Here is a 24,925-nt window from a genome sequence, read left to right on the forward strand (position 1 = left end):
GATCATCAGACGTGCGTGACATTGCCGTGTTCAGCGGGTCGGCCCATCCCGACCTCGCCGCCGAGATCTGCGCCCACCTCCACGTCCCGTTGCACCCGGTGCGGGTGTCCCGGTTCGCCAACGACTGCCTCGAGGTGCAGTTGCAGGCGAACTGCCGGGAGCGCGACGTCTTCCTCATCCAGCCGCTGGTGCCGCCGGTGCAGGAGCACCTGGTCGAGCTGCTGCTCATGATCGACGCGGCCCGGGGCGCGTCGGCCGCGCGGATCACCGTGGTGCTGCCGCACTACGCGTACGCGCGGTCGGACAAGAAGGACGCGCCGCGCATCTCCATCGGTGGCCGGCTCGTCGCCGACCTGCTGACCTCCGCGGGCGCGCACCGGGTGCTGGCCATGACGCTGCACTCGCCACAGGTGCACGGCTTCTTCAGCGTCCCGGTGGACCACCTGCACGCGCTGCGCGAGCTGGCCACCCACTTCAAGGGGTACGACCTGAGCAACGCGGTGGTGGTCTCGCCGGACCTGGGCAACGCCAAGGAGGCCGCCGCGTTCGCCCGGATGCTGGGCACGCCGGTGGCGGCGGGCGCGAAGCAGCGCTACAGCGACGACCGGGTGCAGATCAGCACGATCATCGGCGACGTGGCGGACCGGGACGTGATCGTGCTGGACGACGAGATCGCCAAGGGCAGCACGGTGATCGAGCTGATCTCGCACCTGCGCGAGCGGCGGGTCCGCTCGATCCGGCTGGCCTGTACGCACGGCCTGTTCTCCAGCGGCGCGCTGGAGCGGCTGAGCGCGCAGGAGGGCGTCCTGGAGATCGTCTGCACCAACACGGTGCCGATCCCGGCGGACAAGCGGGTGCCGAAGCTGGAGGTGCTGTCGGTGGCGCCGGCGCTGGCCGAGGCGATGCGGCGGATCCACAACGGGGAGTCGGTGAGCGCCCTGTTCGCCTGACGGTGGCGGGTCAGCCGTCCAGCGGACCGGTGGCGGGCTGGCGGGTGGCGAGCGCGGCGGTGATCCGGACGACGGTGCCGGCGGCGCCGGTCTCCACCTCCATCGCGTCGCTCAACTCGCGGGCCAGCCAGAGACCCCAGCCGCCGGCGGTGTCCGGCGCGGGCCGTTCGCGGTCGCGCAGCCGCCGTTCGCTGATCCCGGGCCCGTGGTCGGCGACCTCGCAGACCAGTTCGCCGTTCCGCTCCCAGAGCCGCAGCCAGCCCTGCCCGCCGCCGTGGCGGACCGCGTTGGTGATCAGCTCGTTGACCGCCAGCACGAAGTCGTCCAGCCGTTGGCCGGACAGGCCGGAGCCGTGCGCGCAGGAGGTGACCGAGTGCCGCAGCCCGGTCACCTGCGCCTGGTCGAAGGCGGTGGCGAGAAGCAGGGAAGGTTCGATGGGCACAACCGTACGCGGTGCGGGGAGTTCTGCGTCTGTCATGACCCCGTCCCGACGATGGCTCTCGACGACTTTCGCGGCATTTCCACCGTACGTCAGGGTTTCTCGGGCCGCACCGGGCGGGGTGCCCTGGACCGGCTGTGACAGGGTGTCGCACATGCCGTCGTCCTCCGGCCTCGAGGGCCCGTTCTGGCGATCGATAGCGGTGTTCCGCTTCGCCGCGCTCGCGTACGTCGGACTGGTCGTGCTGCGCGACGCGGGCAGCTACGCGCACCCGGTCGCCGCGGGCGGTGTCCTGCTGGCGATGCTGGCGTGGAGCGGCGTGACGGCGGCCGCCTACGGCCGTCCGGCCGGGCGGCGCTGGCCGCTGCTGCTGGCCGACCTCGGTGTGGTGCTGGCGATCATCCTGGTCACGCCGTGGGTGGTCGGCCAGGCGGCGCTCGCCGCCGGAGTGCCGATGCTGACCGCCGCCTGGCTGGCCGGGCCGGTGCTGGCCTGGGCGGTCGCCGGCGGACGCCGCCGTGGCGCGGTGGCGGCGATCGTGCTCGGCGGCGCCGACCTCGCCACCCGCGACCGGATCAGCCCGTCCGCGCTGACCGGGGCGATCCTGATGCTGCTCGCCGGCGTGGTGGTCGGGCACGTGGCGCGGCTGGCGGTGCAGGCGGAGGAGCGGTTGCAGCGGGCGGTGGAGCTGGAGGCGGCCACCCGGGAGCGGGAACGGCTGGCCCGCGACATCCACGACTCGGTGCTCCAGGTGCTCGCGCTGGTCCGGCGGCGCGGCGCGGACCTGGACGGCGAGGCGGCCGAGCTGGCCCGGCTGGCTGGCGAGCAGGAGGAGGCGCTGCGGGCGCTGATCGGCCGGACGGGCGCGCCGCCGGATCGGGCCGGGGACGAGCAGGACCTGCGCGACCTGATCGACAGGTACGCCTCGGCCACCGTCGTGGTGTCCGCGCCCGCCACACCGGTGCCGTTGCCGGCGCGGGCCGCTGGTGAGCTGGGTGCCGCGGTCGGCGCGGCGCTGGACAACGTGGCCCGGCACGCCGGCGGGCGGGCCTGGGTGCTGATCGAGGACGAGGAGGAGACGGTGACCGTCTCGGTACGCGACGAGGGACCGGGGATCCCGGAGGGCCGGCTCGCGGAGGCCGCCGCGCAGGGCCGGCTCGGGGTGGCGCAGTCCATCCGTGGCCGGGTGGCCGACCTGGGCGGCGAGGTGCGGATCGTGTCCGCGCCCGGCGCCGGCACCGAGATCGAGCTGGTCGTGCCGAGGAGCCGCGGATGAGCATCCGGGTGATGGTGGTCGACGACCACCCGATGTGGCGCGAGGGCGTGGCCCGTGACCTCACCGAGGCGGGCCACCAGGTGGTGGCGACGAGCGGTGAGGGGCGGCAGGCGGTACGGGTGGCCGCGGCGGCCCGCCCCGACCTGGTCGTGCTCGACCTTCAGCTGCCGGACATCTCCGGCGTCGAGGTGATCCGGGGTCTCCGCGCCGCACTGCCGGACGTGCGGGTACTCATGCTCTCGGCCAGCGGCGAGGCGCAGGGCGTGCTGGACGCGGTCAAGGCCGGCGCCACCGGCTACCTGATCAAGTCGGCCGCACCGGCGGAATTCCTGGACGCGGTGCGGCGCACGGCGGCCGGCGAGCCGGTGTTCACACCCGGCCTGGCCGGGCTGGTGCTGGGGGAGTACCGGCGGCTGGCCGCGGCGCCGCCCGCCCCGCACGACGACGCACCCCGGCTCACCGAACGGGAGACCGAGGTGCTGCGTCTGGTCGCCAAGGGGTTGTCCTACAAGCAGATCGCCGACCGGTTGAGCCTGTCCCACCGGACGGTGCAGAACCACGTGCAGAACACCCTGGGCAAGCTCCAGTTGCACAACCGGGTCGAACTGACCCGGTACGCCATCGAGCGGGGCCTGGACGAGTGAGCGGTCAGCGCGCGTCCGGCGGCCGCGTCTCGTGGATCGCCAGCTCCTCCGCGCTGGCCCCGCCGCCGGCCGCGCCCGCGTCGTAGGCCACGTTGTCGGTCTCCTGGTCGGTGTGCGCGCCCTCGTCCGGCTCGACCAGCCGGCCCACCTGGTGGTCGGCGACGGTGCCGAGCTGGCCGTGGTCGTACACCGACACCGGGGAGTTCGGGTCCGACACCGGGCCCAGGTCGATCACGTCGGCGTCGAGCTGGGCCTGCGCGGCGGCCTCCTCGCTGTCCGCCTCGGCCGCGATGTCCGGATCGACCGGGCCGGCGAGCGGGTCGTCGGCGGGGCGCTCGTACCGCTCGCGCTGGAGCTTGTAGTCCAGCGACTCGCCGTCGAGCTGCTCCTCCGCCGTGGTGCCGAACTGGTCCACGGCGACCGGCGTACGGTCACCGGGGAGCTGGGCCGGCTCGGGGCCGTCCGCCTCGCGCCCGGTCAGCACGTCGTCGTTGGCGGTGGAGTCGTCGTCGGCGGTGTCGGGCAGGCCCTCCGCCTCGGGATCGGACACGGGGGTGGGGTACTCGTCGTCGCGCATGCCCGGGAACTACCCACTGCGCTCCCCGCCCTAACCGCGACCGGCCGGGTGGATCGGGAGCAACGGTGCGAAAAGGCACCTCAGTTGCGGTACGCCGCTTCGTCCTCGGGGTACAGCACGCACCACACCACCTTGCCGTCCGGCAGTGCCGTGCTGCCCCAGCGCCGGGCCACCGTGTCGATCAGCAGCAGCCCTCGCCCGCCCACCGAGTCCACCGGTGCGGGCCCGCCGTACGCGGGCCGCCCGGTCGAGTGGTCCCGGACCGCCAGGTGCAGCGCGCCGCCGCGCGGGGCCAGCCGGAGCGTCATCGGCGTGACGGCGTGCGCCACCACGTTGTTGACCATCTCGGTGACCGCGATGCAGGCCGGCTCGACCAGCTCCGGCAGACCCCACCTGACGCACCCGCCGGTGACCAGGACCCGCGCCTCACGGGCGGCCTCGACCACCGGGGGTAGTTCGACCTCGATCGGCTCGGGCGGCGCCTCCCGCGGCGGCCCGTCCGGGTCGAGCAGCAGCTCGGCGGCGGGCCAGTCGGCGACCGCCCGGCAGACCTCGTCCAGCGCGTCGCGGGCCAGCGGGTCGGGGATCCGTACCCCGGACAGGTCCACCAGCAGCGCCCCGGGGCGCCGCCACAGCCGGGCGAGCAGCGCGTCCCGTACGGCCTGCACCTCGGACCGGTCGAGCACCCCGGTCAGCCGGACCGTCGGGGACGAATCGTCGGTCTCCACCAGGCAACGCGCATCCGTCGGCATGATCGCCCCATTGTGCACGTCCGCCCGCGTCCGCGCACCGGTCCGGTCGACGGGACTCACGGACGGCCGGCCCGGGACCGGCGGCTGATCGCCTTCACCGTACCGACAGCGGTGCCGGCGGCCAGCCCGACCGCTGCGGTCAGCCGCAGCACCTGACCACGCCGGCCGGACCACCCGTCGGTCCGCTCCGCCGCCGAGCCCGGCGTGAACACGGTCCCGGTGGAGTCGTCGCGTACGCCGGGCCCGAACTGGGTGCGCGCGGTGTACCAGCCCATCACCCGCTCGGCCAGCGCCGGGGCGAGCCGCCACTGCAGCCCGATCAGCCGGGCCGCGCCGCCCGCGTACGCCTCGCGCCGGGGCCGGCGCAGCAGCTTGACGATCGTCTCGGCGACCATCTCCGGCGGGTACACCGGCGGCGGTGGGGTCAGCTCCCGGCCGGAGTGGTTGGCGGCGTGCCGGAAGAACGGCGTGTCGATGGTGGCGGGCAGCACGGTGCAGATCGAGATGTTCCCCCGGCCGGTCACCCGCAGCTCCTGCCGGACCGTGTCGGCCAGCCCGCGGATCGCGTGCTTGGTCGCGTTGTACGCCGACTGGTACGGCATCGCCACCTCGGCCAGCACCGAGGCGTTGTTGACGAGCACCCCGCCGCCGGCCGCGCCCAGCCAGGGCAGCGCGGCCCGCGTCCCGTACACGGCGCCGAGCAGGTTCACGTCCACCACCCGGCGGAACTCGGCCACCGGGATCTCGTCGAACAGCCCCACGGTGCCGACCGCCGCGTTGTTGATCCAGGCGTCGATCCGGCCGAACTCGGCCACCGCCCGCTCCGCCAGCCGACCGACGGCCTCCGGGTCGGTCACGTCGGTGGGTACCACCAGCGCCTGCCCGCCGAGTTCCCGGCAGTACGCCGCGACCCGGCGCAGCGCGGACTCGGTCCGGGCGGCCAGCACCACGTCGCCGCCCCGGCGGGCCAGCGCGTACGCGGTGGCAGCGCCGATCCCGCTGGAGGCACCGGTGATGACGACAGTGGCGTCGGAGAGGCTGCGGGTCAGCGGCATTCTCCGTCGGTACCCCCGGCCCGGGCGGACATGCCGACCGTTTTCGACGGTGATCGGCATCGGTCGGCTGTCCCGTCCGCGGGACGCGGTGGCCGGGTGACCCTGATCTGTCAGGTTTGGGCGCACCGGACCTGGGTTAATGGGACGCTCTGACCGGAGACCCCGCTTGCAGAGAACGCATGGAGGTGCACCATGCGCGTCGGCCTTGTATGCGCGCACGCCGGCTCGTCCACCGACGGTCCCACCGTCGGGACGCAGGAGCACATTGCGCGCGTGGCGGCGGAACTCGCCGCCCGGGGCCATGAGGTCCGCGTCTACGAGCGCCGTGCCGCGTCCGCCCAGCCCGCCCTGACCGAACTCGACGGCTACCGGGTGGAACGTGTCCCGGTCGGCCCGCCCGACGTGCTCTCCACCGCCGAGCTGGTTCCCTTCGTCGCCGAGTACGGCCGCTGGCTGGCCGGGCAGTGGGCCGGGGACTGGACCCCCGACGTGGTGCACGGGCACTACTGGGTCGGCGGGCTCGCCGCCGCCCACGCGGTACGCGCCACCGACATCCCCGTGGTGCAGACGTTCCACTCGCTCGGCGTGGAGCAGTTGCGCCACCTCGGCCGGCAGTACACCGGGCCGGGGGAGCGCATCCCGCTGGAACGGGCCCTGACCCGGGCCGTGGACGTGGCGGTGGCCCAGTGCAACGACGAGGTCGACGAGCTGACCCGGATGGGCCTGCAACGCACGTCGGTGGCGATGGTGCCGACCGGGGTGGACATCGGTCAGTTCCACCCGGACGGCGAGGCGGCGCCCCGCGACCAGCGGTCCCGGATCCTGTCCGTCGGCGGGCTCGCGCCCGGGCACGGCCAGGACGACCTGATCCGGGCGATGCGGCTGGTGGGTGACGCGGAGCTGGTGATCGCCGGTGGTCCGCCGGCCGAGCGGCTGGCCGGGCACGCCGAGGCGCGCCGGCTGCGCGAGCTGGCCGAGCGGGCGGGCGTGGCGGAGCAGGTGAAGCTGGTCGGCGCGGTGCCGCACGACCAGATGGCCACCTGGTACCGCTCCGCCGACGTGGTGGCCTGCACCCCGCACTACGCCTCAGCCGGGCGGGTGTCGCTGGAGGCGATGGCCTGCGGCGTGCCGGTGGTCGGCTACGCCATGGGCGGCATCGCCGACGCGGTGGTGGACGAGGTGACCGGCAAGCTGGTGCCGCCGGGCGACGTGCGCACGCTCGGCGTCACGCTGCGCCGGCTGCTGTCGGACAACGCCGGACGGTTCGCGTACGGGCACGCCGCGGTGGACCGGGTCCGGTGCAGCTACACCTGGGAACGGACCGCCGCCGCGCTGGAGCGCCTCTACGAGCGGGTGATCGGGCGGCGCCGCCCGGCCACGCCGATCGAGCCGACGCCGGTCGAGGCGACGCCAGAGGTCGAGGTGGTCGTCTCCGAACGCGGGCCGGTCGAGGCGGCCTGAACCGGCACCATCCCGGCGCCCACCACCGCCTTCTGGCGGTCGCGGGCGCCGGCGTGGTGGTGCTGCGGTTCGGCGTACCGGGTCAGGCCGACCACCGCCGCGAGCGTCACCAGGAAGCCGAGCCCGGCCAGCCACTCCCGGCCCGGCCAGATCTTGTCGTTGAGCAGCAGCAGGCCGACGATCGCCGCGGGCACCGCCCCGGCGGCGTCCATCGCCGCCACCGCCGCCGTGGTCGACCCGCGCTGCATGGCCAGGCCGAGCAGCAGCTGACCGATCACCGAGTGGACGATCAGCAGGTAGAGCAGCGGGTCGCGGACGAACGCCTCCGCCGAGCCGGCCGAGGCGAGCGGGCGGGCCGCCACCGCCGCGGCGGAGAACGCCATCCCGGCCAGCGAGCCGAGCACCACCGATCCGAGCGCGCCGTGCAGCCGGGCGGCGAAGAATCCGGACCCGGCGATCGCGGCCACCGCCACCGCCAGGCCGACCAGCCCTGCGGTGCCGAGCTGCCGCGACGGCGCGGGCTGGGCCGAGAGCACGAGCGCGGTGATGCCGGCGAACAGCAGCACCAGCAGGACCACCTCGGCGGCGGGCAGCCGCCACTTGAGCACCAGCACGCCCAGGACGGCGGTCACCCCGAGCCCGGCCGCCACGCTGGCCTGGACCAGGAACAACGGCAGGTCACGGCGGGCCAGGAAGGCCAGCACGAAGCCGACCACCTGGCAGGCCAGGCCGATCAGGTACGTCCGGTGCCCGGCCAGGCGCAGCAGCAGCCCGGGGTCGAACGTGTGGTGCACAGTGGTCCGCGCGGCCGCGACCGACTGGAGAAGGTTGGCGAAGCCGTACGCGATGATCATCGCCGCCAGGAAGCACCAACCGGAGGAAACCACCTGGCGAGGATAGAGGCTCTGCCCGGGTCAGCGCTCGGCTGGACGGCCGAGCCGGGCCAGGATGTCGTCGTGGAGCGCTCCGTTGCTGGCCACGGCGCTGATGTCGGCGGAGTCGGTACCGGCCGGCGCGGGCCGCCCGGCCAGATCCGTGATCGTTCCACCCGCCTCGGTGACGATCGGGACCAGCGCGGCGATGTCCCACAGGGACAGCTCCGGCTCCACCATCACGTCCAGTGCCCCCTCGGCCAGCAGCATGTAGCCGTAGAAGTCGCCGTACGCGCGGCTGCGCCAGGTGTCCCGCATGAGCTGGAGCACCGCGTCCAGCCGGCCGGCCTGCTCCCACCCGGTCAGCGACGAGTAGCAGAAGCTCGCGTCGCCCAGCGCGGTGACGCCGGAGACCCGGATCGGCGTGCCGTCCGCCGCGCCGGTGCCGGCGAACGCGCCCGCGCCGAGCGCACCCCACCAGCGGCGGCCCAGCGCCGGGGCGGAGACCAGGCCGAGCACCGGCCGGTCGTGCTCCAGCAGCGCGATCAGCGTGGCCCAGACGGGTACGCCCCGGACGAAGTTCTTCGTGCCGTCGATCGGGTCGATCACCCAGCGCCGCCCGTCCGGGCCGGCCGGCGGCTGCGCGCCGTACTCCTCGCCGAGCAGGCCGTCGCCGGGACGGTGGGCGGCCAGCAGCGCGCGGATCTCCCGCTCCACGGCGGTGTCCGCGTCGGAGACCGGGGTCAGGTCCGGCTTGGACTCGACGCGCAGGTCGAGCGCGCGGAACCGGGCCGAGGAGACGGCGTCCGCGGCGTCGGCGAGCTGGTGGGCGAGGGCGAGGTCGTCGGCGTACCCGGTCATGACCGACACGCTAGCGGCGGCGGCCGGGCCGGCGACGGCGGGTCGCCGCCGGTCCGCCGGTCAGGACCCGGCGAGCGGGTCGCCGGGGTTGCGCTCCGGCTCGCGCGGGTCACCCTCGCCGCTGCGCGAGGCCAGCAACCGGCGGTACGAGGCGAGCCGGCGCGCGTCCGCCTTCCCGGCGGCCACCCAGGCGTCGAGCGCGCAGTCCGCCTCGTCGGCCGTGTGCGGGCAGTTGGCCGGGCAGTCCACCGTCGCCTCGACCAGGTCGGGGAAGCCGTGCAGCAGGCTCTCGGCGGACACGTGGGCCAGCCCGAAGCTGCGGACCCCCGGGGTGTCGACGATCCAGCCGGTGTCGCCGTCGGCGCCGGGCTCGGCGGGCAGGCGCAGCGCCACCGCGCTGGTCGAGGTGTGCCGGCCCCGGCCGATCGCGCTGACCGTGCCCACGGCCCGTTCGGCGTCCGGGACGAGGCGGTTGACCAGCGTCGACTTGCCCACCCCGGAGTGGCCCACCATCACCGAGACCCGGCCGGCGAGCAGTGCCCGCAGCGCGGCCAGGTCGGAGTCCGGCCGGATCAGCACGTACGGCAGCTCCAGCTCGGTGTAGTAGCCGAGCACCGCCTCCGGGCCGTCCAGGTCGGCCTTGGTGAGGCAGAGCAGCGGCTCGATGTCGGCGTCGTACGCGGCCACCAGGCAGCGGTCGATGAACCCGGTGCGCGGCGGCGGGTCGGCCAGCGCGCTGACGATCACCAGCTGGTCGGCGTTGGCGACCACGACCCGTTCCAGCCGCCCCTCGGCGGTGGTCTCGTCGTCGTCGGCGGTACGCCGCAGCACCGAGGTCCGCTCGGCGATGCGCACGATGCGGGCCAGCGCGCCCGCCGCCCCGGAGGTGTCCCCGACCAGCCCCACCCGGTCACCCACCACCACCGACTTGCGCCCCAGCTCGCGGGCGCGCATGGCGGTCACGAGCGGCGCGTCCGGCCCGGCACCGGGGATCACACAGGTGTAGCGGCCCCGGTCGACGGCGATGACGAAGCCGTCGACGGCGTCGTCGTGCCGGGGCCGGGTGCGCGTACGCGGGCGCGACGACCGGCCCGGTCGTACCCGGACGTCGTCCTCGTCGTACTCGCGCCGCTTCGTCGCCAGGACGTCCCCCCGCTGTCAGTTCTTGCCGGTCACCATCCCCGACCATAGTGCCGGGAACTCCGGCATGGTCTTGGAGGTGCACGCCACGTCGTCGACCTCGATGCCGGGGACGGCCAGCCCGGCCACCGCGGCGGCGTGCGCCATCCGGTGGTCGGCGTACGTGCAGAACGTCCCGCCCCGCAGCGGGCGGGGCCGGATGTCCAGCCCGTCACGGGTCTCGGTGATGTCCGCGCCGAGCGCGGTGAACTCCTTGGCGAGCGCGGTGACCCGGTCGGTCTCGTGGCCGCGGATGTGGCCGATGCCGGTGAGCCGGGACGGACCGTCGGCGAGCAGCGTGAGCGCGGTCAGCACCGGGGTCAGCTCGCCGACGTCGGAGAGGTCGGCGTCGATCCCGCGCACCGTGCCGGTGCCCCGCACGGTCAGGCCGTCGGTGCCGAGGCTCACCTCGCCGCCCATCCGGTGCAGCAGGTCCCGGAGCTGCTCGACCGGCTGGAGGCTGCTGCGCGGCCAGCCCTGCAGCGTCACCTCGCCGCCGGTGACCAGCGCGGCGGCGAAGAACGGCGCGGCGCCGGACAGGTCCGGCTCGATCTCCCAGCCGCGCCCGGACAGCGGGCCCGGCTCGACCGTCCAGACGTCGGGCGTGGTGTCGTCGACGGCGGCGCCGGCCGCGCGCAGCATCTGCACCGTCATCCGCACGTGCGGCGCGGACGGCACCGGCGGCCCCTCGTGCCGGACCACGACGCCCCGGTCGAAGCGGGGTGCGGCGAGCAGCAGCCCGGAGACGAGCTGGCTGGACGCGGAGGCGTCGATCACCACGTCGCCGCCGGTCACCCGGCCCGCGCCGAGGACGACGAGCGGCAGGCTGCCGACCGCCGGCGCGTCGATGCGGACGCCGAGCGTGCGCAGCGCGCCGATCAGCGGCCCGAGCGGCCGGGTCCGGGCGTGCGGGTCGCCGTCGAAGGTGACCCGCCCGGCGGCCAGTCCGGCCACCGGGGGCAGGAAGCGCATCACGGTGCCGGCCAGGCCGACGTCGACGTGCGCCGGGCCGGCCAGCGGGTGGGGGCGGACCAGCCAGCGGTCGTCGTCCGAGATCGACATGTGGGCGCCGAGTGCGCGCAGGCCACCGGCCATCAGTTCGGTGTCCCGGGCGCGCAGCGGCCGGGCGAGTGTCGACGGCCCGCCGGCGAGCGCGGCGAGCACCAGGGCCCGGGCGGTCATCGACTTGGAGCCGGGCAGGCGCAGCGTCGCGGCGACCGGGTCGCTCGCGGTCGGCGCGGCCCACTGCTGCTGCGGACGCGTCGCGGTCGGATTGCTCACCGTTACATTCTGCCAAGCTCACGGCCGGGTGGAACCGTCCGGTGCCGCTGCTCCCGTTGGGCGGGACAGCCGGAACGTCCGGATGCGGCTAGCGTGTGCGCCATGTGCGGGAGGTACGCCACGACCCGGAGCGCCGCGGACCTGAGCGCGCTGTTCGAGTCGGCCGACGAGACCGGCGGGGTGACGCCGGACTACAACGTCGCGCCGACCGATCCGGTGCCGCTGGTCCGGCTCGCCCCGGAGGGGCACCGGCTGCTCTCCCTCGGCCGCTGGGGCCTGCTCCCGCAGTGGTCGCGCAGCGCCGCCGGAGCCGCCCGCATGATCAACGCGCGGGCCGAGACGGTCGCCACCAGCCGGGCGTACGCGCCGTCCTTCGCCCGCCGTCGCTGCCTGGTTCCGGCCGACGGGTGGTACGAGTGGGTCCGCCTCGCCGACGGCGGGCGCCAGCCCTACTTCATGACCCCGCGGGACGGTTCGGTGCTGGCCTTCGCCGGCATCTGGTCGGTCTGGGAGTCGGCGGGTACGGCCCGGCTCACGTTCAGCGTGCTCACCACCGCGGCGGTCGGCGAGCTGGCCGAGGTGCACGACCGGATGCCGCTGCTGCTGTCGCCGGAGCGCTGGCCGGGATGGCTGGGCCCGGCCGAGGAGCCGGCGGAGCTGCTCGCGCCACCGGAGCCCGGGCTGCTCGCCGGGCTGGAGATCCGGCCCGTCTCCCGGGCGGTCGGCGACGTCCGCAACGACGGCCCGGAGCTGGTCGCCCCGGTGGTTCCGGCGGGTGTCGAGACGGCCGTCGAGCCGACTCTCTTCTGATCACGCTCTGCCACATTCGCGTGACCTTTTTGTCGGGGTTGCGCCGGAAAAGTCGCCCGGACGTTCAGTCAGTTTCATTGAAGACTCTTGTCCTGACGTATGCGAATGCGATAGAACACAGCGCCGGTGATGGGCGTCTGTTCGCACGGGGCGGATGACACCCATCGATCTTGCGAGAGATCAATGCCGGTTCCCACGGGGGAGGTGGGTGTATTGACACGGGCACGCATGCCCCGCCCGCACGAGGTGGCCGCCGCGCGGCGCGATCCGCGACTGCTGCGGGCGCTGAGCGAACGACGCCAGGACGACGCGTGGCGCACCAGGGGCACCTGTCAGAACGTCGATCCGGAGACGTTCTTTCCGGCACCGAACGAACCGGCCGACGCGGCGGTGGCGCTCTGCCGCACCTGCGACGTCCAGGGCTCCTGTCTGGCCTGGGCGCTGGAGGTGGGCGACTGCCACGGCGTCTGGGGCGGCACCACGCCGCGTGAGCGGCGCGCCATGCTGGTGGCCTGGCGCAGCGAGGTGCAGCCGGACCCGGACGCGCTCGACGACGCCGGTCCGCCGGTGCGCGACCGCCTACTCACGCTGGTTCCGCTGAGCTGATCCCGACATCGTCCGTGGCCCGCTCCGGCAGGCCGCGGGCGACGTCGGCGTTTCCCGCCCGGCCGCCGGCGGGCCGCCCGGTCCGCGCAGAATGAGCCGGTGCGGCACGACGACGAGATCGACACACCACGCGGGCCCGCCCGGCTCCGCTTCGACATGCCCGCCGACGGCGCGGCGGTGCTCGTGCTCGGTCACGGCGCCGGCGGCGACGTGGACGCGCCGGACCTCACCGCGGTACGGGAGGCGGTGCTCGCCGCCGGAGCCGGGGTGGCCCTGGTTACCCAGCCGTACCGGGTCGCCGGCCGACGCGCGCCCGCTCCGGCCGGACACCTCGACGAGGCGTGGACGGCGGTGCTGGCCGAACTGCGCCGGCGTGCCCCACGGGTGCGCCACTGGGTGGTCGGGGGCCGGTCCAGTGGCGCCCGGGTGGCCTGCCGTACCGCAGCCGCCGTCGGGGCGGTCGGCGTGGTGGCGCTGGCGTTCCCGCTGCACCCGCCGGGCCGGCCGGAGCGCTCCCGGGCCGGGGAACTGCTCACCGGGCTGCCCACGCTCGTCGTCAACGGCGACCGGGACCCGTTCGGCGTGCCCGAGCCCGGCCCCGGGATCGAGGTGGTGGTCCGGCCGGGGGAGCGCCACGACCTGCGCCGCGATCCGGCCGGCACGGCCGTCGTGGTGCGGGACTGGCTGCGCGTACACGGGTGGTCGTCCTGACCGGGCGGCGCGCGCCGTGACCGTCCGCCGCGGCGGGTCGTTGCACCGGTTGGTGCCGGCCGCCCGGTTCGGGCGCGCCGGGGCCACCCTCCCAGGCCCTTCCTGGTCCCAGCGTCGGTCGCGGCCGAGGCCGGGACCAGGATCGGGTGGGGCCGGAGGAATGCCACGCCCCGCAACTCGCGTTACCTCCCTTGGACGACGACATTGCCAGCGCGAGGGGGGTGACCGGTGCCGATCGAGACACGGAGCCGGGAACGGGACGAACGGGACGAGCGCCAGCTCCGGCGGCTGCTCGACGCGCCGGAGTGGCCCGCGGCGGCGTCGGTCGTGAGCACCGGCACACACTCCGGAAGTGAATCTGCCGGCAAGTGGGTACGCGTATCCTCGGCGGGAAAGCATCCGACGCGAGGGGATGTGCGGTTGACCACCGAGAAGACGGACGAGCGCAGGGCCCGCTTCGAGCGGGACGCGATGCCCTTCGTCGATCAGCTCTACGCTGCCGGACTGCGGATGACCCGCAACCCGGCGGACGCGGAGGACCTGGTTCAGGAGACGTACCTGAAGGCGTACGCCGCCTTCCACCAGTTCGAGCAGGGCACGAACCTGAAGGCCTGGCTCTACCGGATCCTGACCAACACCTACATCAACACCTACCGCAAGCGGCAGCGCCAGCCCATTCAGGCGCCGACCGAGGAGATCACCGACTGGCAGCTCGCCGAGGCCGAGTCGCACACGTCCAGCGGCCTGCGCTCGGCCGAGACGGAGGCGCTCGACCGGCTGCCGGACAGCGACGTCAAGGAGGCCCTCCAGCAGTTGCCGGAGGAGTTCCGCCTGGCCGTCTACCTGACCGACGTCGAGGGCTTCTCCTACAAGGAGGTCGCCGACATCATGGGCACGCCGATCGGCACCGTGATGTCCCGTCTGCACCGTGGCCGACGTAATCTGCGGAAGCTGCTGGAGCAGTACGCGGCGGAGCGGGGTTTCAGCGCCGCCTCGTCGAAGAAGGGTTCGACCGCCGCCGCCGGCCGGGAGGTGTGACCGTGAGCTGTGGACAACCGCACGAGACGGACTGCCACGAGGTCCTCGCCGAGGTCTACCTCTACCTCGACCTGGAGTGCGCCGAGGAGCGCCGGGTGCTGATCCGGCACCACCTGGACGAGTGCGGGCCGTGCCTGCGCGAGTACGGCATCGAGCAGGAGGTCAAGGCGCTGGTGGCGCGGTGCTGCGGCAACGAGGCGGCGCCGGAGAAGCTGCGTGAACGGCTGCGCCTGCGGCTGACCGAGCTGGTCGTCTTCGAGACCACCGAGTCCCGCGAACTGGCCGACTGAACAAGCGACGGAACGGCCCGGGTCCGATCATTCGGACCCGGGCCGTTCCGCGTGTCAGGCGCAGTGCGCCGCGCTGATCCCGATGATCAGGAGTTGGGGCGCTTGCCGTGGTTGGCGCTGCTCTTCTTCCGGGCCTTCTTCTTCCGGGCCTTCTTCGCCATGCTCTGCCTCCTTGTGCTGGTCACGGTTCCGTCCGCGGCTGGGCGCGGCGGAGGTCGCGGTGCGGCCCTCCGGGCTCGCCGGTGGCCGACCCGCACGATGCTAGTGCCGTCGCCGCCCGCCCGGGCGCGGCGGGGCGCATCGGGCGACCGGTGGTGCGCGGCCCGGCGTGACCGGCGTCATGATTGGATACCGTTCGCAGGATTGTCGGGGAGCTGTCGGACAGAGGGAGGGCCGGAACATGGCCGAGGAGATCCGTGCCGAGATGGTGGCGAACGTCTGGAAGGTCGTCGTGTCGGCCGGCGACACGGTGTCCGAGGGCGACACCCTGGTGATCCTGGAGTCGATGAAGATGGAGATCCCGGTGGTCGCCGAGTCCGACGGCGTGGTGCGGACGCTCGCCGTCAACGAGGGCGACGTGGTGCAGGACGGCGACCTGATCGCGGAGATCGGTTGACCGGCCCGCGGGTACGCCGCGCCGAGCCGGCGGACTTCCCCGCCGTGGCCCGGCTGACCGTCGCCGCGTACGAGGCGGACGGCCAGCTCAAGGACGAGGCCGGGTACGCGCCGGTGCTCGCCGACGTGGCCGGCCGCGCCGAGACCGGCGAGGTGCTGGTGGCCGTCGACGACGCCACCGGTCAGGTGCTCGGGGCGGTGACGTTCGTGCTGGCCGGCACCCCGTACGCCGAACTCGCCGGCCCGGGTGAGGCCGAGTTCCGGATGCTCGCGGTGGATCCGGCCGCCCAGGGCCGGGGCGCGGGGGCGGCGCTCGCCGTCGCGTGCGTGGCGCGCGCGGCCGAGCTGGGCTGTACGGCGGTGGTGATCTGCGTACGCGCCGGGATGGCGGTGAGCGCGCACCACATCTACGAGCGGCTCGGTTTCGTCAGGTACCCGGAGAAGGACTGGAGCCCGGCGCCCGGGATCGACCTGCGCGGCCTGCGGCTGGACCTGAGCGCGGCGGGCTGAACCGGCTCAGCCCTGGCCGGCCTCGCCGATCTTGGCGAGCAGTTCGTCCGCCACCTGGAGCGCGATCCGCTTGCGCTCGTCGTCGGTGATGCCCGGCGCGCGTACCGCGAACCAGCTGCTGTGCACGGCGAACAGCGTGAGCGCGGCGCGGAGCTGGGCGGCGGGTGAGTCGTCGCCCCGGCACAGCTCGTGGGCGAGCCGCATCATCCGCTCCCGCATCTGCTGGCCGGCGACCAGGCTCTTGAGCACCGTCTGGTTCTGCTCGAAGAAGCGCATCACCTGGGGCAGGTCCCCGGCGAACATGCTGTCGGCGTACCGGCCGACGAGGGCGCGCCGGGTCGCCAGCGTGGGGGGCTGGTCGGCGGCCCAGGCGATCAGCTCGTCCATCCGGCGCAGCCGGTCGTCGACCAGGCTGGTGACGATCTCGTCCTTGCTCTTGAAGTGGTAGTAGAGCGCCGCCTTGGTCACGCCCAGCCGCTCGGCGATCTCCCGCAGTGACGTCTTCTCGTAGCCCTGCTCGGTGAAGAGTTCCAAGGCCACGGCCTGAATGCGCTGCCGCGTGCCACCTGTGGTCTCCCTCACCGGCCGACATCCTTTCAATCCGCTTGACGTGCGCCCGCCACCAGCTTACCGTCCGGCTAGTAAGTTAACTAGCCGGGCGGCAAGTAAGTCGATCATCCGATCTGCGGGGGAGCCTACCGATGAGTCAACCAGCCCAGCTGACCACGAAACCAAACGTCCGGGTTGTCCTGTTCGGGCTCATGATCGCGATGATGCTCGCGATGCTCGACAACATGATCGTCAGCACCGCGCTGCCGCGCATCGTCTTCGAGTTCGGCGGTGCCGATCACTTCACCTGGGTGGTCACCGCGTACGTGCTGGGCACCACCGTCTCCACGCCGATCTGGGGAAAGCTCGGCGATCTCTACGGCCGCAAGACGGTCTTCCTCACCGCTGTCGTGGTGTTCCTGGCCGGCTCCGCGCTCTGCGGCATGTCCGGCTCCGGCGTCTTCGGCGGCGCCGACACCGGCATGACCGAGCTGATCGCGTTCCGTGCCGTCCAGGGCCTCGGCGCCGGTGGCCTGATGGTCGGCGTCATGGCGATCATCGGTGACCTGGTCCCGCCGCGCGAGCGGGGCCGCTACCAGGGCATGATCGCCGGCATCATGGCCATCGCCATGGTGGCCGGCCCGCTCGTCGGCGGCTTCATCACCGACAACCTCTCCTGGCGCTGGGCGTTCTACGTCAACCTGCCGCTGGGCGGGCTGGCGCTGCTGGTCCTCGCCACCACCATGCACCTGCCGAAGTACCGCACCGAGCACAAGATCGACTGGCTCGGCGCGGCGCTGCTGTCCGTCGGCATCACCGCGATCGTGCTGGTGACCACGTGGGGCGGCAACGAGTACGACTGGGTCTCGCCGCAGATCCTCGGCCTCGCCGTGCTGGCGGTGCTCGCGCTCGGCGCGTTCGCGCTGGTCGAGCGGCGCGCGCCGGAGCCGATCCTGCCGCTGAGCCTGTTCGCCAACCGCAACTTCGCCCTGATCTCGGTGATCGGGTTCCTGCTCGGCTTCGCCATGTTCGGCGCGATGAACTTCCTGCCGCTCTACCAGCAGACCGTGCAGGGAGCGTCGGCCACGAACAGCGGCCTGCTGCTGCTCCCGCTGATGTTCGGCATGCTCGTGGTGTCGCTCGTGGTCGGCCGGACCATCACCAAGACCGGCCGCTACCGGGCCTTCCCGATCGTCGGCGGCGTGGTGATGGCCGCCGGGATGGGCCTGCTCAGCCTGCTGGACGTCGACACCAGCAAGAGGCAGTCCTCGCTCTACATGATCGTGCTCGGCGTCGGCATGGGCTTCCTCATGCAGACCTCGATGCTCATCGCGCAGAACAGCGTGGAACAGAAGGACCTCGGCGCGGCCAGCGGCGCGGCCACCTTCTTCCGGTCCATCGGCGGTTCGTTCGGCGTCTCCCTCTTCGGCGCGATCTTCGCCAACCGCCTGGCCGACTCGGCCGCCGGTTCCGCGTTCGCGGGCTCCGGCGGCGAAGGCGGCGCGATGGACCTGGAGGCCCTCAAGAAACTCACCGGCCCGATGCGCGAGGCGGTGCTCGGCGGCCTCTCCGACGCCATCTCGCACGTCTTCTTCTGGGCCGTCGTCTTCACCGTGGCCGTACCGGTGCTCGCCTGGTTCATCAAGGAGGTGCCGCTGCGCGCGACGAACGACGTACCGCCGGCCGGCACCACCCCGGAGGACCAGGCCGAGGCCGCGCTCGGCAAGGCCCCCGTCGCCTGAAGCACCGTCGCGGCCCCGCCGCCCCGTCCCGGGGGTACGCGGGGCCGCGGCGCGTCCGCGGTCAGCCCCGGCGGAACAGGGCGGCGAGGCGTCGCCAGAGACGCCGCAGCGGACCGCCCTCGGCGTCGGCGATCAGCCGGTCGGCGGTGGCGCGTGCCGCCGGGTCGAGGGCCGGCGTGGCCCGCGCCAGGTACGCCAGCGACACCGCCACCGGCGTACGCCGGCCGGGTCCGGTCGCCACCTCGGTGACCCGGCCGGCCACCAGCGCGGCCACGTCGGTGCGCGTGTCCGGATCCACCCAGGCGGCGGTGACCAGGGCGAACAGTGCCGCCTCGGCGGCCGGGCCGAGATCACCGGTGGCCAGTTCCCGCAGCACCCGCCGTCGCGCCGACCCGGCCCACGGCTCGTCGGTGCGATGGTGCAGCAGGCCGAGGCAGGCCCAGACCTGCGCGCAGCGCGTCCACAGTGCCGGATCCTGCCCGCCGAGCACCCGGCCCAGCGCGGTCTCCGGCGCCTCCGGCGGGTGTGCCAGCAGGGCCAGCAGGTCGGCGAGGTCCAGTGTGGCCAGCCCGACGGCGGCGTCGTACGCGGCCGGAGGGTGCGCCCAGGCCGGGTGCGCGAGCTGCTGGAGCCGTCGTACCGCTGCCGCCGAGGGGACGGGACCGTCGAGGGCCGTGGCGTCGTCGCCGGCCGGGGTCACCTGCCCGAGCCAGGGGCGGCCCCGGCAGCACTCGGCGAGGTCACCGTGCTCGTGCGTGTCGTCCGGGTGGTCACGGACGAAGTCGGCGAGGGCCACCAGGTGGTCCACGTTCCCGTCGCGCAGGTAGCGCAGCCGGTGCGCGGTGTGCACCGCGCAGTCGAAGGTGGGGTCCTTCGCCAGCGCCCGGTCGATCCAGCCCAGTGCCGCGTCGAGCCGGCCGTTGTCGGCCAGCGTGCCGGCGATGTCCGCGTAGACAGCGAGGTCGTCGGGATCGAGCGCGACAGCGCGTTCCAGTGCGGCGAGCGCCTCGGCGGTCCGGCCGGCGCTGCGGTACGCGTACCCGAGCCACACCTCGCCGAGTTTGGTGGGCTGTGCGCGTACCCCCCGGGTGGCCCAGGTGACGGCGAGGGTGACCTCGCCGAGGCGCCGGGCCAGCGCGGACGCCGCGCCCAGCAGCAGCGGATGGGCCGGGTGGACGGTGATCGCGTTGCGGGCCAGCGTGAGGTACGGCGCGAGCGGCTCGCGCAGCCGGCGCGGCGCGGGGTCCGGCGCCGCCGCGCAGACCTGCATGAGGATCCGGGCGGTGCGCTCCGGGTCGAGGCGTTCCGGCAGCTCGGCGGCGGTAACCCAGGGCACCGCGGCCCAGGGTGCGGCCGGCGCGTAGCCGGTGGCGGCGGCGAGCAGGTCGAGTCCCTCGGCGGGGCGCCCGGCGGCGGCGAGCAGGTGCGCGCGGGCCACCACGGCGCCGACGAACGCCTGCTGGCCGAGCGGGAAGAGGTCCAGGTCGCCGCCGCTGGCCGCGTTCAGCCGGGCGAGCGTCTCGTGCGCCTCGGGCAGCGTGGGGGAGCGGACCAGGGCGGCGGCCACGTGGTCGGCGGCGTGCCGCAGGTCGCCCTCGCCCAGTGCCAGCCGGGCCAGCGCGAGTTCCTCCTCCGCGGAGAGCGCGGCGTCGTCGTCGGGCACGTCGTCCTCTCGCCGGATCGGGTCGGTCGGTCAGCCGGGCAAGCCTAGGGGATCTTCCGTCAATTAGTGATCCACTGCGCACTCCTGCTCGTTGCGTTGATCGGTCCTGCTGAAACGTGCAAGACTGAGCACCGAACGCGCGGGAAACGCGCAGAAGGAGGTCTGGAGTGACGCGTCCAGGGGCCGGAATGGCCGCCGACATCGACGAGCAGCCGGCCGGTTACGAGCGTCTGCTCTCCACCGAGCACGCGGCGGCCATCGCCGAGGTGGCGGCCGTCGTCGCGCAACGCCGCCCCCGGCACGTGGTCTTCACCGCCCGGGGCACCTCCGACCACGCCGCGCTCTACGCGGCCTACCTGACCGAGATCCGCCTCGGCCTGCCCGCCGGGCTGGCCTCACCGAGCGCGATCACCGTCTTCGGCGCCCGGCCCGACCTCTCCGACGCGCTCGTCGTCGGCGTCAGCCAGAGCGGCGGCTCGCCCGACCTGGCCGAGGTGCTGCGGGTCGCCCGCGCCTCCGGGGCGCTCACCCTCGCCGTCACCAACAACCCCGGTTCGCCGCTGGTGGAGACCGCCGAGCTGAGCGTCGACATCGCCGCCGGCCACGAACGCGCGGTCGCCGCCACCAAGACCTACACCGCCGAGCTGCTCGCGCTGCTCATGCTCATCGAGGGGGTACGCGCCGGTGACGGCGTGCTGCCCGCCGACGAGCGCGCCGCCCTGAGCCGCCTGCCCGAGCTGGCCGCGCGGACGCTCGCCGACGACACCCCGGCCCGGCTCGCCCCGCGCTACCGGTTCGCCGCCCAGCTCGTCACCACCGGCCGGGGCTACGCGTACCCGACCGCCCGGGAGGCGGCGCTGAAGCTGATGGAGACCTCGTACCTCCCGGCGCTCGCCTTCTCCGGCGCCGACCTGCTGCACGGCCCGCTCGCCATGACCGACCCGGACGTCCCGGTGCTCGCCGTGGTCGGCTCCGGCCCCGGCGGTACGTCCATGCGCGAGGTGCTGCCCCGGCTCGGCGAGCGCCGCGCCGACGTGGTGGTGGTCGGCTCCGCCGAGGTCGGCGAGACCCGGATGGCGGTGCCCGAGGTCGACGAGCGGTACGCGCCGCTGCTCGACATCCTGCCGCTGCAGCGGCTCGCGCTGTCCCTGGCGCTCGCACGCGGCGAGGACCCGGACGCGCCGCGCGGCTTGAAGAAGGTCACGGCGACGATGTGAGGCCCGGCGTGGCACGCTGTGGGGCGTGTCCACCCTCCGTGACCTCGCCGAGGAGCACACCGCGCTCCGCCCGGCCGACATCGACCACCTGCACCGGATCGCCGGCGACTGGCAGCTGCTGTCCGACCTGTCCTTCGCCGACCTGCTGCTCTGGGTGCCGGTGGACGGCGACGGCACGTACCTCTGCGTGGCCCAGGTCCGTCCCACCACCGCGCCGACCGCCTACCTGGACGACCAGGTCGGGCGCATCGTCGGCGGGGCCGAGGTAGCCCACCTGGAGGTGGCCCACCGGCAGGGGCGAATCTGGCGCGAGGGCGACCCGGTCTGGTACGGCGACGTCCCGGCCCGCCACGAGGCGATCCCGGTCCGGCTGCGCACCGGCGACGGTGAAGCCGGCGAGGTGATCGCCGTGGTGGGCCGGGACACCAACCTGTCCACCGCGCGCACCCCGAGCCAGCTCGAACTGAACTACCTGACCACCGCCGACGACCTCGCCCAGATGATCGCCGACGGCACGTTCCCGCCGCCCCGGCACCCCGGCGAGACCACCTCGGCGCCCCGGGTCGGCGACGGTCTGGTGCGGCTCGACGCCAACGGCAAGGTCACCTACGCCAGCCCGAACGCGCAGTCCGCGTACCGCCGCCTCGGCTACGCCTCCCACCTGGTCGGCGAGGACCTGGCCAAGCTGCACCGCCGGCTCGCCGGCGACCCCCTTGAAGGCACCGACGCGGGCAACGCCGTGCTCGCCGCGCTGCGCGGCGAGGCGCCACCCCGCCGGGAGATCGACGCGCGCGGCGCCACCATGCTCACCCGGGCGCTGCCGCTGATGCCCGCCGGAGTGCCGATCGGCGCGCTGGTGCTGGTCCGCGACATCACCGAGGTACGCCGCCGCGACCGCGCCCTGATCACCAAGGACGCCACCATCCGGGAGATCCACCACCGGGTGAAGAACAACCTCCAGACCGTCGCCGCGCTGCTGCGCCTCCAGGCCCGGCGGGTCGCCATGCCCGAGGCGCGGGTGGCGCTCGAGGAATCGGTACGCCGGGTCGCCTCGATCGCGCTCGTCCACGAGACGCTCTCCATGTCCAGTGACGAGGTGGTCGAGTTCGACGGCATCGTGGACCGGGTCGCCAGCGCCGCCACCGAGGTCGCCGTCACCGAGGTGAGCGTGGGCATGCGCCGCCGTGGCACCTTCGGCGTCCTGCCCGCCGAGATCGCCACCTCGCTGGTGATGGTGCTCAACGAGCTGCTGCTCAACGCCGTGGAACACGGCTTCCCACCGGCCGACGAGGAGACCGCCGCGCCTCCTGCTGTGGAGGCGGCGGTCACCGCGGCCCGGCCCGAGGCGGTGGTCGACGCGGCCCGGCCCGAGGTGGTGGTCACCGCGCACCGGGCCCGCAAGCAACTGCACGTCACAGTGACCGACAACGGCCGGGGACTGCCCGAGCAGTTCGACGCCGAACGCGGCGGCAACCTGGGCCTGCAGATCGTCCGGGCGCTGGTCACCGGCGAGCTGCGCGGCACCATCGACCTGCGCAACGGCGCCGACGGCGGCACCGAGGCGACCATCGTCGTACCGCTGGCCCGCGGCACCACCGACCGCCTCACCGGACGAGCAGGGCCACCGTGATCCCCGGCCGGGGCCAGACCTGCCGCACCGTGTAGCCCGCGCGCAGCGCGTCGCCCTTCGCGCCCGGCACCGCCGCCGTCGGGTCCGCGCGACGGCCGGTGACCACCAGCCAGACCCGGTCCACCCCGGCCAGGCACCGCGCCGGATCGTCGCACTCGACGGCCCAGAGGCTCGCGTCCTGACGCTGGTCGCGGACCACGAGCACGTCGCGCGGCAGCCTCGGCCCCAGGTGGTACGCCATGCCGAGATCCGGGAACAGCCACCCGTCCCGGGGTGAGTAGACGATCGCGTCGCCCGGCCGCTGCTCGGCGCGGATGATCCGGGCGGCGCCCGCGTAGTCGACGGGTGCGCTGCGCGGCCACTCGTGGGTACGGCGCAGGGCCGCCTGATCGGGCAGCCCGAGCAGCCCGGCCAGGACCACCACCGCGAGTCCGGCCGCGAGCGGTTGCCCTGCCTTCTGTGGTGCCGGACCGGTCCGCGTTGTCCCCGCCAGCGCGGCGCCGGCCAGTACGCAGGCGAACGGCACCGTGAAGACCAGGTAGCGGGTCACCCAGAGCGGCACCACGGCTCCGGCGGCGAAGACCAGCAGCACCGGCAGCAGCACGGCGGCGGCGGGCAGCAGCGCCCGTCTGCCCAGCCGGGCGGTGCCGAGCGCCGCGAGCGCGAGCACGAACCCGCCGACGACGCCGCTCTGCGCCAGCGCACCCGGTAGCGCCGCCAGGTCCGGCAGGCGCGCCGGGTCCACCCAGTCGAGTTGCCGTCCGCGCTGTCCCCGGGCGACGAGCGCCAGCGGGGTGACGAGCACGACGACCGGCACCAGCGCCAGCAGCCACCCGGCCAGCACCCGTCGGCCGGGCGCCGACGCCTCCCGAGCCTCGCCGGTCACGTCCTGCGGTTCCGCTTCCGGCGCGTCCGTGCCGTGCTCCCTGCTCCCCCCGGGATGCGGTGACACCGGTGACGTCCCACCGGCGCTCGATCTCGTGGCCGGGTGGAACGCCGTGGGTGTCTGCGGGGCGCCGTGACACCCGTGGCGTTCCACCGGCGCTCGATCTCGTGGCTGGGTGGAACGTCGTGGGTGTCTGCGGCGTGGCCGGCTCGCGTCGGGCATCTCGGCTCGGAACTGGCCGGGCGGATCTACGACCGCCGCGGGGCCACGTGCGGCGGTCAGCAGCACCACCACGGCGTGCGCGGCGAGCAGCGTGAGCGCGAGCAGGTGGAGCAGGCCGAGCGCGGCGACCGCTGCGGCGTACCCCGCCCAGCGCCACCGCCCGGGCCGGCGCAGCGCCTCGACCAGCAGCAGCGTGGCCAGCACGGCGAGCAGCGTCGCGAGGGCGTACGGGCGGGCCTCCTGGCCGTACCGCGAGGTGACCGGCAGGACCGCGAACAGCACTCCGGCCAGCAGCCCGGCGCGACGGCCGACGAGCACCGCGCCGAGGCGGGCGGTGAGCGCGGCGGCCACCGCCATGGCCAGCGCCGACGGCAGCCGCAACGCCGTCGGCGACGTACCGGCCAGCGCCGTCCAGCCGTGCGCGAGCAGGTAGTACGGCCCGGTGGCGGCGTCGATCGTGCGGGTCATCCGGATCAGGTCCGGTAACGGCCGGGTGGCCGCGCTCCAGGTGGCCAGCTCGTCCCGCCACGGCTGGGCGTGCCCGATGCCCGCCAGCGTCACCACGAGCGTGAGCAGTCCGGGAACCACCCACACCACCGGACCCGACCGGCCGCGGGCAGACGCGGGCGCGAACCTCCTCACCCCCGCAGCGTCACACGCCCGCTCCCCTCCACCCGCCCGCTCCCCCGAAACCCACCCACCCGGCCCCACCCGAACCCCACCCGGCCCCGTCGATCATGAGGTTGACGGCATCCACCGTCCCCTTTGTCCCCGCCAACTTCATGATCAGCGGGGTGGGTGCGGGCGGGGTGGGCCCGTGATGTGGGATCACAGTGCGGAGCTGTGGTCGGGCAGGGCGTGATGTGGCAGCATGAGGCACATGACCGCCGCTGTCGTCCGCCGCTTCGTGGCTCGCCGCCACGTCGATTACGGCCGCGTGCGCAGCGCGATCTGTCCGGCCCACTGACGACGCCCGACCTTTCCGTCTCGGGCGCGTACTCGCGCCGGCCGTCATCGACATCGCCGTCCACGGCCCTCTCCAGGGTCGGCCGCCGCGCCCGCGCTCCCAGGCACCGCAGCAGACCATGG

25 protein-coding genes are annotated in these 24,925 nt (G+C 74.3%); 14 read left to right on the forward strand and 11 right to left on the reverse strand.

The annotated features are described in order from the left end of the window. The first annotated feature begins 11 nt into the window (after positions 1–11). Complete coding sequence (locus O7604_RS14035; protein WP_269704186.1) at positions 12–950, forward strand: ribose-phosphate pyrophosphokinase; 939 nt, start codon at positions 12–14, stop codon at positions 948–950. A gap of 10 nt (positions 951–960) precedes the next feature. Here the strand turns inward: O7604_RS14035 and O7604_RS14040 are convergent, their stop codons facing one another. Then, positions 961–1,428: an ATP-binding protein gene (locus O7604_RS14040; RefSeq protein WP_269704187.1), complete on the reverse strand. Its 468-nt coding sequence runs from the start codon at positions 1,426–1,428 to the stop codon at positions 961–963. Positions 1,429–1,543: 115 nt separating this feature from the next. On the opposite strand from O7604_RS14040, the gene O7604_RS14045 reads away from it, so the two are divergent. Continuing rightward, positions 1,544–2,665: a DUF5931 domain-containing protein gene (locus O7604_RS14045; RefSeq protein WP_269704188.1), complete on the forward strand. Its 1,122-nt coding sequence runs from the start codon at positions 1,544–1,546 to the stop codon at positions 2,663–2,665. After that, on the forward strand, positions 2,662–3,309 hold the full coding sequence (locus tag O7604_RS14050; protein WP_269704189.1) for a response regulator transcription factor: 648 nt from the start codon (positions 2,662–2,664) through the stop codon (positions 3,307–3,309). Before O7604_RS14045 ends, O7604_RS14050 begins: the two co-directional genes overlap by 4 nt. A gap of 4 nt (positions 3,310–3,313) precedes the next feature. Here the strand turns inward: O7604_RS14050 and O7604_RS14055 are convergent, their stop codons facing one another. The 3 genes from O7604_RS14055 to O7604_RS14065 all read right to left on the reverse strand — a co-directional run bounded on the left by O7604_RS14055 (position 3,314) and on the right by O7604_RS14065 (position 5,693). Then, the gene (locus O7604_RS14055; protein WP_269704190.1) at positions 3,314–3,886 is read right to left on the reverse strand and encodes a DUF5709 domain-containing protein; all 573 of its coding nucleotides are present in this window, start codon (positions 3,884–3,886) and stop codon (positions 3,314–3,316) included. A gap of 80 nt (positions 3,887–3,966) precedes the next feature. Further along, complete coding sequence (locus O7604_RS14060) at positions 3,967–4,638, reverse strand: ATP-binding protein (protein ID WP_269704191.1); 672 nt, start codon at positions 4,636–4,638, stop codon at positions 3,967–3,969. Positions 4,639–4,694: 56 nt separating this feature from the next. After that, complete coding sequence (locus O7604_RS14065) at positions 4,695–5,693, reverse strand: SDR family oxidoreductase (protein WP_269704193.1); 999 nt, start codon at positions 5,691–5,693, stop codon at positions 4,695–4,697. Between the two features lie 192 nt (positions 5,694–5,885). On the opposite strand from O7604_RS14065, the gene O7604_RS14070 reads away from it, so the two are divergent. Continuing rightward, complete coding sequence (locus O7604_RS14070) at positions 5,886–7,154, forward strand: glycosyltransferase (RefSeq protein WP_269704194.1); 1,269 nt, start codon at positions 5,886–5,888, stop codon at positions 7,152–7,154. On the opposite strand, the gene O7604_RS14075 is transcribed toward O7604_RS14070, so the two are convergent. From O7604_RS14075 to aroA, 4 genes are all read right to left on the reverse strand, one after another. Continuing rightward, complete coding sequence (locus tag O7604_RS14075) at positions 7,037–8,008, reverse strand: hypothetical protein (protein ID WP_269707001.1); 972 nt, start codon at positions 8,006–8,008, stop codon at positions 7,037–7,039. The two genes, O7604_RS14070 and O7604_RS14075, sit on opposite strands and share 118 nt — an antisense overlap. Before the next feature lie 60 nt (positions 8,009–8,068). Next, positions 8,069–8,887: a histidinol-phosphatase gene (gene hisN / locus O7604_RS14080; protein WP_269704195.1), complete on the reverse strand. Its 819-nt coding sequence runs from the start codon at positions 8,885–8,887 to the stop codon at positions 8,069–8,071. A 60-nt stretch (positions 8,888–8,947) separates the two neighbouring features. Next, a complete protein-coding gene (gene rsgA / locus O7604_RS14085) occupies positions 8,948–9,883 on the reverse strand; it encodes a ribosome small subunit-dependent GTPase A (RefSeq protein ID WP_269704196.1) in 936 nt (311 codons plus the stop codon). A 162-nt stretch (positions 9,884–10,045) separates the two neighbouring features. Beyond that, positions 10,046–11,347 (reverse strand): 3-phosphoshikimate 1-carboxyvinyltransferase, encoded by a 1,302-nt coding sequence (gene aroA / locus O7604_RS14090; RefSeq protein ID WP_269704197.1) that lies wholly within the window; start codon positions 11,345–11,347, stop codon positions 10,046–10,048. A 102-nt stretch (positions 11,348–11,449) separates the two neighbouring features. On the opposite strand from aroA, the gene O7604_RS14095 reads away from it, so the two are divergent. The 7 genes from O7604_RS14095 to O7604_RS14125 all read left to right on the forward strand — a co-directional run bounded on the left by O7604_RS14095 (position 11,450) and on the right by O7604_RS14125 (position 15,927). Next, positions 11,450–12,157 (forward strand): SOS response-associated peptidase, encoded by a 708-nt coding sequence (locus tag O7604_RS14095; RefSeq protein WP_269704198.1) that lies wholly within the window; start codon positions 11,450–11,452, stop codon positions 12,155–12,157. A 213-nt stretch (positions 12,158–12,370) separates the two neighbouring features. After that, entirely contained in the window at positions 12,371–12,763 is a 393-nt protein-coding gene (locus O7604_RS14100; RefSeq protein ID WP_013288375.1) for a WhiB family transcriptional regulator, read from the forward strand. 99 nt (positions 12,764–12,862) lie between these two features. Continuing rightward, positions 12,863–13,474, forward strand: coding sequence for an alpha/beta family hydrolase (locus tag O7604_RS14105; protein ID WP_281579825.1), 612 nt, complete (start codon positions 12,863–12,865; stop codon positions 13,472–13,474). A 228-nt stretch (positions 13,475–13,702) separates the two neighbouring features. After that, positions 13,703–14,512 carry a sigma-70 family RNA polymerase sigma factor gene (locus O7604_RS14110; protein WP_120573278.1) on the forward strand — a complete coding sequence of 270 codons (810 nt, stop codon included), beginning with the start codon at positions 13,703–13,705 and terminating at the stop codon, positions 14,510–14,512. Between the two features lie 2 nt (positions 14,513–14,514). After that, positions 14,515–14,802 carry a mycothiol system anti-sigma-R factor gene (gene rsrA, locus O7604_RS14115; RefSeq protein WP_135241896.1) on the forward strand — a complete coding sequence of 96 codons (288 nt, stop codon included), beginning with the start codon at positions 14,515–14,517 and terminating at the stop codon, positions 14,800–14,802. Between the two features lie 400 nt (positions 14,803–15,202). Further along, the gene (locus O7604_RS14120; protein ID WP_269704202.1) at positions 15,203–15,418 is read left to right on the forward strand and encodes a biotin/lipoyl-binding carrier protein; all 216 of its coding nucleotides are present in this window, start codon (positions 15,203–15,205) and stop codon (positions 15,416–15,418) included. Beyond that, positions 15,415–15,927, forward strand: coding sequence for a GNAT family N-acetyltransferase (locus O7604_RS14125; RefSeq protein ID WP_269704203.1), 513 nt, complete (start codon positions 15,415–15,417; stop codon positions 15,925–15,927). Before O7604_RS14120 ends, O7604_RS14125 begins: the two co-directional genes overlap by 4 nt. Before the next feature lie 6 nt (positions 15,928–15,933). On the opposite strand, the gene O7604_RS14130 is transcribed toward O7604_RS14125, so the two are convergent. After that, positions 15,934–16,509: a TetR/AcrR family transcriptional regulator gene (locus O7604_RS14130; protein ID WP_269704204.1), complete on the reverse strand. Its 576-nt coding sequence runs from the start codon at positions 16,507–16,509 to the stop codon at positions 15,934–15,936. 119 nt (positions 16,510–16,628) lie between these two features. Between O7604_RS14130 and O7604_RS14135 the strand changes: the two genes are divergently transcribed. Further along, entirely contained in the window at positions 16,629–18,218 is a 1,590-nt protein-coding gene (locus O7604_RS14135; protein ID WP_281579826.1) for an MDR family MFS transporter, read from the forward strand. A gap of 61 nt (positions 18,219–18,279) precedes the next feature. On the opposite strand, the gene O7604_RS14140 is transcribed toward O7604_RS14135, so the two are convergent. Then, complete coding sequence (locus O7604_RS14140; protein ID WP_281579827.1) at positions 18,280–19,881, reverse strand: tetratricopeptide repeat protein; 1,602 nt, start codon at positions 19,879–19,881, stop codon at positions 18,280–18,282. Positions 19,882–20,069: 188 nt separating this feature from the next. On the opposite strand from O7604_RS14140, the gene O7604_RS14145 reads away from it, so the two are divergent. Both O7604_RS14145 and O7604_RS14150 read left to right on the forward strand, forming a co-directional pair. Further along, the gene (locus O7604_RS14145; RefSeq protein ID WP_269707002.1) at positions 20,070–21,098 is read left to right on the forward strand and encodes an SIS domain-containing protein; all 1,029 of its coding nucleotides are present in this window, start codon (positions 20,070–20,072) and stop codon (positions 21,096–21,098) included. A gap of 25 nt (positions 21,099–21,123) precedes the next feature. After that, a complete protein-coding gene (locus O7604_RS14150) occupies positions 21,124–22,728 on the forward strand; it encodes a PAS domain-containing sensor histidine kinase (RefSeq protein ID WP_281579828.1) in 1,605 nt (534 codons plus the stop codon). On the opposite strand, the gene O7604_RS14155 is transcribed toward O7604_RS14150, so the two are convergent. Then, positions 22,703–24,433, reverse strand: a complete 1,731-nt coding sequence (locus O7604_RS14155; protein ID WP_348651005.1) for a glycosyltransferase family 39 protein — start codon at positions 24,431–24,433, stop codon at positions 22,703–22,705. The two genes, O7604_RS14150 and O7604_RS14155, sit on opposite strands and share 26 nt — an antisense overlap. Positions 24,434–24,925 lie beyond the last annotated feature (492 nt).

The sequence above is a fragment of the Micromonospora sp. WMMA1947 genome, from assembly GCF_027497355.1.
GTDB lineage: Bacteria > Actinomycetota > Actinomycetes > Mycobacteriales > Micromonosporaceae > Micromonospora.

Coding starts and splice junctions, on each gene's coding strand:
- O7604_RS14040 (WP_269704187.1), bottom strand. CDS start 1,428: ATGACAGACGCAGAACTCCCCGCACCGCGTACGGTTGTGCCCATCGAA.
- O7604_RS14045 (WP_269704188.1), top strand. CDS start 1,544: ATGCCGTCGTCCTCCGGCCTCGAGGGCCCGTTCTGGCGATCGATAGCG.
- O7604_RS14050 (WP_269704189.1), top strand. CDS start 2,662: ATGAGCATCCGGGTGATGGTGGTCGACGACCACCCGATGTGGCGCGAG.
- O7604_RS14055 (WP_269704190.1), bottom strand. CDS start 3,886: ATGCGCGACGACGAGTACCCCACCCCCGTGTCCGATCCCGAGGCGGAG.
- O7604_RS14060 (WP_269704191.1), bottom strand. CDS start 4,638: ATGCCGACGGATGCGCGTTGCCTGGTGGAGACCGACGATTCGTCCCCG.
- O7604_RS14065 (WP_269704193.1), bottom strand. CDS start 5,693: ATGCCGCTGACCCGCAGCCTCTCCGACGCCACTGTCGTCATCACCGGT.
- O7604_RS14070 (WP_269704194.1), top strand. CDS start 5,886: ATGCGCGTCGGCCTTGTATGCGCGCACGCCGGCTCGTCCACCGACGGT.
- O7604_RS14075 (WP_269707001.1), bottom strand. CDS start 8,008: ATGATCATCGCGTACGGCTTCGCCAACCTTCTCCAGTCGGTCGCGGCC.
- hisN (WP_269704195.1), bottom strand. CDS start 8,887: ATGACCGGGTACGCCGACGACCTCGCCCTCGCCCACCAGCTCGCCGAC.
- O7604_RS14095 (WP_269704198.1), top strand. CDS start 11,450: ATGTGCGGGAGGTACGCCACGACCCGGAGCGCCGCGGACCTGAGCGCG.
- O7604_RS14120 (WP_269704202.1), top strand. CDS start 15,203: ATGGCCGAGGAGATCCGTGCCGAGATGGTGGCGAACGTCTGGAAGGTC.
- O7604_RS14135 (WP_281579826.1), top strand. CDS start 16,629: ATGAGTCAACCAGCCCAGCTGACCACGAAACCAAACGTCCGGGTTGTC.
- O7604_RS14145 (WP_269707002.1), top strand. CDS start 20,070: ATGGCCGCCGACATCGACGAGCAGCCGGCCGGTTACGAGCGTCTGCTC.